The organism is Pseudomonas sp. A-R-19, assembly GCF_019956575.1.
Taxonomy (GTDB): Bacteria; Pseudomonadota; Gammaproteobacteria; order Pseudomonadales; family Pseudomonadaceae; genus Aquipseudomonas.
Map to the genome: position 1 here is coordinate 72467 of NZ_JAHBDR010000051.1, position 7290 is coordinate 79756.

A 7290-nucleotide genomic window follows, 5' to 3' on the forward strand; every position below is an offset into this window, starting at 1 on the left:
ACTCGCCCCCATCAGTCGCCGTCGTTGGCGTTGAAGCCCAGTTGGATGCCCAGCGCCTTGGCCAGATCAGCCTCGTGCAAGCGATGGACAACGTTGAGGCTGTCGTACAGATCGTTGAGTTGCTGGCGGCCGGCGTCGTCACCGAGCATGTCGGTCAGCGAGCGCTGGTTGCCGGCGAACAGTTTCAGCGAGGCGGCATAGGCGGCATCGATCTTGTCGGCCAAGGGTTTCTGCTCGCTCGGCAACAGGCTGCGCAGGCCTTTGTTGTCCACACCTTCCCAGACTGTCTTGGCGGCCGCGAGGCTGGCCTCGAGGCTGGCCAGGGACGACTGGCTACGCCATGCGTCGGCCTGGAACGGTTGCGGCACGCCCTTGCTCTGGCGACCCATCGGCGTGCCGAGCTTTTTCTTCAGGGTGTCGATGGCCGTGACTTGTACGCGCAGCAGTTCGGCGATCGCTTCGTGGGAGTCCGCGTAACGCTGGTTCGGGAATTTGCTCATTTGCGCGAGCATGCCGTCGGTGTTGTTCCAGGTTTGCAGAATCTCTTCGGCCAATTGCTTCTGGCGTTCGCCGATGGCGACCAGCAGCGGGCAGTACTTGCTCTTCTGCTCAGCGTTGGCCACGTCAGGCTTGCTGTCGAACAGAATGTATTCGTAGGCCGAGAGACCCTGTACCACAACGCTGGACTTGGCCAGTGCGGCGGCATCGATTTGCGGCTGGGCGGTGACCAGTTGCTCGACCTGCCGGCCGACCAGGTTTTTCTTGTCCGGCCAGAACTGCACCTGCCACGAACGGTTGCCTTCGGCCAATGGCCCGATCAGCAGGGGTTGCAGCTCGGCCCAGGCTTTTTGCGCATGCAGGAAGTCGGCGCGGGCCGTTTCCAGGGTTTCCTTGCCTTCGCAGTAGGCAAGGGCGCTGACCGCCAATTGACGGTCGGCTTCAACCCAGCGGGTGTAGGTCGGCAGGATCACCGACTTGGCGATGGCCGCCGACGTGACCGCTTGCGGATCCTGGGGCGAGCAGGCGCCCAGGGCGAGTGCGGCAAGGCTGGTGAACAACAGTTTGGGACGGAACATGTTGGGCTCCCGCGAGTGGAATGCGTGTTAAAGGGAATTCAGGAACGCCAGCAACGCGCTGCGCTGCTCGGCATTGAAAGACAAAACCTGTTGCTGCGCCGCTGTCGCCTCGCCGCCATGCCAGAGCACCGCTTCGAGCAGGTTGCGGGCGCGGCCGTCGTGCAGGAACTGGGTGTGGCCGCTGACCGCCTGTGTCAGGCCGATGCCCCACAATGGCGGGGTACGCCATTGGCGGCCGCTGGCCTGGAATTCTGTACGGTTGTCGGCCAGGCCGTCGCCCATGTCATGCAGCAGCAGATCGCTGTACGGGCGGATCACTTGATTGGCCTGTTCAGGTTCGGCCGCGTTGGCGGCGGTGGTGTATTTCGGCGTGTGGCAGGATTGGCAGCCGGCCTGATAGAACAAGGTTTTGCCGGCCAGCACTTCAGGCGCGTTGACGTCGCGACGGGCCGGGACGGCAAGATTGCGGCTATAGAACAGCACCAGGCGCAGGATGTTATCGCTGACTTCCGGCTCGCCATCCGGGCCGATGCCACTGGGTGCCTGTTTGCAAGCCGTTTGCGCGTCCGTGCAGTCATCAACGGGTCTCAGGCTGGTCGTGAGGCCCATATCGCCTGAAAACGCGTGAACATTTTGTTGATTGAGGTTCGGTTGTCCGGCTTTCCAGCCAAACCTGCCCAACACGGTCTTTTGCTGGGCGTCGTCCCACACCTGGTTCGGGCGTCCGGCAATGCCGTTTTTCGCCTTGGCCTGTGCCTCGGCATTGGCCAGGATCGCTTCGTCTGGAATCGCTTCGAGCAGGCCAAGGCCAATCATTGGCGGCGCTACACGTGCCGAGAATCGAGTGTCGGGGTGCATCGGGCCGTAGCCCAGCTGGGTGATGTTCAGGCTTGGTTTACGCAACTCGACTTCGGTGCCGTCCTTGAAGCGAACCGGCACGGCGGCGTAATCGACCCGCACTTTGCCTTCGGGGGCCACACCGGGTACGGCCATGTCCTGGAACTGTCCACCGTAGACAGGCTCCGGCACCACGCCGAGCTGTTCGATGACCTTGGCATACGCCGGGGCGTCGGGAATCGACAGGCGTACCAGCATCGATACGGCGTTCACATCGTCCGGAGTTGGCGGATGGCCGCGGCCGTCCTTGATGTGGCAGCCCTGGCAGGCATTGGTGTTGAACAGGGGACCGAGGCCATCGCGGGCGGTCGTCGTCGAAGGGGCGATCACCCAGGGGCTGCGGAAGAAACTGTTGCCGACGCTGAAATCCACACGCCGTGACGGCGGCAGGTTCGCCGAAGGCATGGAAAACGCATTCTGATCGGTCTTGCGCACCGTCGCACTGCCGCCAGAGCGGGCTTCACCGGGTTCGGCCTGGGTGAATTTCGGGGCGTCATCGCAGGCACTCAGGCCCAGGGCCAGAAACAGTGCGGACAAGCGAAGAGGCAGCGGGGGCATCAGACATCCTGCAAGACGAGCAAAACAAGGGCGCAAAGTCTAACAGGGGATAGGAAATTGAATAAGAGGAATTATCGTTTGCTTGATGTGGGGCAGGTAATTTGGCTTACCCATAACCCCCCTGTGGGAGCGGGCTTGCTCGCGAAGGCGGTGTGTCAGTCACCACAATTGTTGAATGTGACGCCGTCTTCGCGAGCAAGCCCGCTCCCACACCGGGATGTGTGCAGCAGATATGAAAAAGGCGACCCGAAGGTCGCCTTTTTCACTCAGCCAGCGTTGATCAGAATTCGTGATCAGCGTTGTCCGGGTTCAGGTCGGAGATACCCAGTTTGCCAGCGGCGGCTTCGATCGAACCGGTCTGCTTGACCAGGGATGCGATGGCGTCACGGACGATCTGGTTGCCTGCGGTGTTGCCGGCAGCGATCAACTGGTCGTAGTGCTCACCCTTGTTGGCGTGATCAACCATGATCTGGATCTTGGCTTCGGTGGCGGCCAGGTCGTCTTTCAGGGCGGTGTCGGCAGCCGGGTCGGCCTTGGCCACCAGGGACGACAGGCTGGCGCCGGTCATTTTGGTGCCGTCGACACGGGTGTATTCGCCCAGGTACACGTTACGAATGCCCTTGGCATCGTAGAAGTGCGAGTTGTGGGTGTTGTCGCTGAAGCAATCCTGTTCGTCTTCAGGAGAGTTGGCTTCCAGGGAAACCTTCATGCGCTCGCCCGCCAGTTCGCCCAGGGACAGGCTGCCCATGCCGAACAGCATTTTGCGCAGGCCGGATTCAGCCGGTTCGGCTTCCAGGGTGGCGCGGTAGTTGTCGGCCACGTTCGGCTTCCAGTTACCGACCATTTCTTCCAGGTCGCTGACCAGCAGCTGGGTCACGGACTTCAGGTAGGCACGACGACGATCATTGTGACCGCCGGTAGCGCCTTTGCCTTCCAGGTAGTCCGAGGCCGGACGGTTGCCGGCGCCAGGGCCGGTGCCGTTCAGGTCCTGGCCCCAGAGCAGGAATTCGATGGCGTGGTAGCCGGTGGCAACGTTGGCCTCGGAACCGCCCAGTTCGTTCAGGCTGGCGAGTTTTTCCGGGGTGATGTCTTTGACATCGACCTTGTCTTCGCCGATCTGTACTTCAGTGTTGGCGATGATGTTGGCAGTGGCACCCGGGTTGCCCAGGGCGTGTTCGTAGGACTTGTCGACATAGTCGATCAGGCCTTCGTCCAGCGGCCAGGAGTTCAGCTGACCTTCCCAGTCGTCAACGATGGTGTTGCCGAAGCGGAACACTTCGCTCTGCAGGTAAGGCACGCGAGCGGCAACCCAGGCAGCCTTGGCGGCTTTCAGGGTGTCGTCGTTCGGCTTGGCGAGGAAGGCGTCAATTGCGGTTTGCAGGTTCTTCGCGGTGGATTCGGCATCGCTGTAAACGGCGAACACGATGTCGGCGTAATGGGCGACAACGGCTTTGGCGGCAGCTTCGTCGACTTTACCGGCAGCGGCAGGCGCAGCAGCTGGAGCAGCCGGGGCAGCCGCAGTGCTGGCAGCTGGCGCAGGCGCGGCAGCTTTTTCTTTGTCTTTACCTTCGCCACAACCGGCGAGGGAAATAGCGATGGCCAACAGACTGGCGGTAGCCAGAGGCATACGAATCATGGCGAACATCCTGCTTCGAAAGGGGGTGGATTCGTGCTGTGCGCACGCAAAACTGCGACATAATGCAAATCTTTCGCATTATGTGTAAAGAGTTGTAGGTGGAAATATTTCGTATTCACGGAAGGTGGCTCGCAACCTTGTAGGAGCGAGCTTGCTCGCGAAGGACTTCAAGGCGACGCGTTTTTTCAGGTTGCCCGCGTCATCGTTCACGATCATCGCGAGCAGGCTCGCTCCTACAGGAGGGTTGTGTTTTTTACAAAATAGCGGCATTGCTGCGTTGGGCCTGTTTCAAATAGGCACCCAGTTCCCGCGCCGGCAACGGCTTGCTGTAGTGGTAGCCCTGACCTTCGTGGCAGCCTTCGGAAATGATGTAGGCCTCTTGCTCGGCGGTTTCCACGCCTTCGGCAATCACCTGCATGCCCAGGCTCTTGCCCAGCTGGATAATGGCGCGAACGATGGTCGCATCGTCGTCGTCATCGAGCAGGTCCTGAACGAAACTCTTGTCGATCTTGATCTTGTCCAGCGGCAGGCTCTTGAGATAGCTCAAGGACGAATAGCCGGTGCCGAAGTCGTCGATGGCGATCAACGCGCCGGAGCGGCGCAGGCTGAGCAGGTGCTGGGCGGCGGTGCTGATGTCTTCCATCAGGCCGGTTTCGGTGACTTCCAGCTCCAGGCTGCGCGGTGGCAGGCGGTACATCTGCAGCAGGTTGTTGACCACCCGCGGCAGTTCGGCGTGGTGCAATTGAACCGTGGACAGGTTCACCGCCATGCGCAGGTCGCTGAAACCCTGGTCATGCCATTCGCGTAACTGTTTGCAAGCCTGGTCCAGCACCCATTCGCCGATGGCAATGATGGTGCCGTTCTGTTCGGCCAGCGGGATGAACAGGTCTGGCGGCACCAGGCCGTGCTCGGGGTGTTGCCAGCGTATCAGGGCTTCGACGCCCACCACGCGGTTATCGCGATAGCTGATCTGCGGCTGGTAGACGAGGTAGAACTGGTTACGGATCAGGGCATCGCGCAGGTCTTTTTCCAGCTCGCGGCGGCGACGCATTTCGGTGTCGACGCTGGCGATATAGAACTGATAGCGGTTGCGCGAGCGGGTCTTGGCCAGCGTCATCGTCTGCTCGGCCTTTTGCAGCAACTTCTCGGTGCTGTCGCCGTCCTCGGGGAACAGGGTGATGCCGATGGTGGCGCGCAGGCGGATCTCCTGATGGTCGAGGGCAAACGCCGCTTCCAGATCATCAAGAATGCTTTGCGCCAGCTCGGCGGCTTCGTAGGGTTGTTCGATATCGGCCTGGACCAGGGCGAACTGGTCGCCACCGAGGCGGGCGAGGGCACCCAGGCGACCGCTATGGCCGCGCAGGCGATCGGCCAGGGCCAGCAGCAACTGGTCGCCAGTCTGGTAGCTGAACTGCTCGTTGATGCCCTTGAAGTCATCGAGGCCGACACACAACACCGCGACCCGGCGTTGCAGTCTGCCGGCGTCGACGAGGATCTTGTCCAGTTGCTGCTGCAATTGCTGGCGGTTCGGCAGTCCCGTGAGGAAATCGTACTGGGACATGCGCAGCAGGCTGTTTTCCGCTTCATGGCGCAGATGGGTATTGCGTTCGATGGACTCGAGCAACTGGTTGGCGGTGTTGATCCAGATGCCCAGTTCGTTCTTCTCGTGCCCCTTGAGCAGCGGGATCTTGTGTTCGCTGGGACGATCCGGGTTGATTTCCGTGAGGTGCTCGATGATCCGCGACAGCGGCTTGGTCAGCAGCCAGTGATAGACCAGGTACAACACCAGCCCCATGGCGAGCGCGCGCAGTACGCCGGAGATGAAGATGATCACCGAGCTGACAATGAATCCCTGGCCGTAGGTGGCGGTGTCGAGGGTGATGCTCAGGTCGCCGTAATACTCGCTGTAAGGCCCGCGACCGACCAGTTGGGTGGTGAAGGTGCGTTCCTTGCCAAGAATCAGGTCGGTCAGCCAGCGGCTGCTCGATTGCTGCAGCTCGCGGGATTTTTGCGCGAGCATGGCTTCGTTGGGATGGCCGATGGAGGCCTGGCGCACGGCGTCGTCCTGGAACAGGCCTTCGATCACCTGCATGCCCATTTCCCGGTCCAGGCTGTAGACGGCCTGGGTCGAGGGGTCGCGAAACATGTCGAGGATGCGCTCGGCATCGCTGGCGACGGCCTGGCGTGTTTTATAGGCATCGAACACGATCTGCGCGCAGCTCAAGACCACGCCGACGATCAATGCCGACAGGAGCACGACCCGGAGCAACTTCACCGACAAGCTGTTCTTGAGTTCCAGCTTCAAAGGGTTATTCCTTGTTCCGTGCGGGTAGCATCAAGTTGCCATGAGTATTGGCAATCCGGTGATGGCAGTCAAAGGGACAATCATCCTTGGGGGATTTTGCCTGCTGCTTGGCCGATTTGCAGTTGTCTTGACGAGTTAGGCTATTAGCACTGTGTCGGTTGTCGAGTCCTTCAACTTGAGGGGTGGGGTGTAGATATTTTCCTTTTGTTTGATGTTAGCTGTCTGTGGTGGTGGGGCAAGGTGAGTGGGTTTGGGTTTTTAACGGAGTGCATATCCGTTTCTGCGGTAACGGCCACTTATGGTTTCGCCCTTACGGCGAGTCCCTTTTGTCAAACGACACAAAAGGAACCAAAAGGTCTCGCCCCTTGCGTACGGCCCCTCGCTTAGACTCGGGGTTCCTTCGCTCCGGCATTCATCCGGGGGCATCGCCCTCCGGTTGGCTTCGCTGGCACCTACATGCGATGAGTTCGACTGCGTCGAACGGCGCTGCGCGCCAATCCCCGGATGAACACCGGAACGAGGCCTCCCGAGGGGGCGGGTGGATCAAGATCAAGAGCTGCAGGCGAGCTAACGCTCGGCCTGATGAGTGGTGAAGAGCGGCGGGTGTACGCGGCTTTTGTCTTTGCTTTTGCTTTTCTGTAGGAGCTGGCTTGCCAGCGATAGCGGCCTGCCAGCCAACCAATATCTCCCAGACATACGTCGATCCCTTGTAGGAGCTGGCTTGCTAGCGATGGCGGCCTGCCAGCCAACCAATATCTCCCAGACATACGTCGATCCCTTGTAGGAGCTGGCTTGCCAGCGATAGCGGCCTGCCAGCC

General features: G+C 60.7%; 4 protein-coding genes. All 4 read right to left on the reverse strand.

Translation table 11 applies throughout. The features are described from left to right. Positions 1-11: 11 nt before the first annotated feature. Positions 12-1076 (reverse strand): imelysin family protein, encoded by a 1065-nt coding sequence (locus tag KGA88_RS13835; RefSeq protein WP_223591703.1) that lies wholly within the window; start codon positions 1074-1076, stop codon positions 12-14. A gap of 27 nt (positions 1077-1103) precedes the next feature. Beyond that, entirely contained in the window at positions 1104-2531 is a 1428-nt protein-coding gene (locus tag KGA88_RS13840) for a di-heme oxidoredictase family protein (RefSeq protein WP_223591705.1), read from the reverse strand. Positions 2532-2811: 280 nt separating this feature from the next. After that, a complete protein-coding gene (locus KGA88_RS13845; protein WP_223591707.1) occupies positions 2812-4167 on the reverse strand; it encodes an imelysin family protein in 1356 nt (451 codons plus the stop codon). Between the two features lie 253 nt (positions 4168-4420). Further along, complete coding sequence (locus KGA88_RS13850; RefSeq protein WP_110660835.1) at positions 4421-6472, reverse strand: putative bifunctional diguanylate cyclase/phosphodiesterase; 2052 nt, start codon at positions 6470-6472, stop codon at positions 4421-4423. Positions 6473-7290 lie beyond the last annotated feature (818 nt).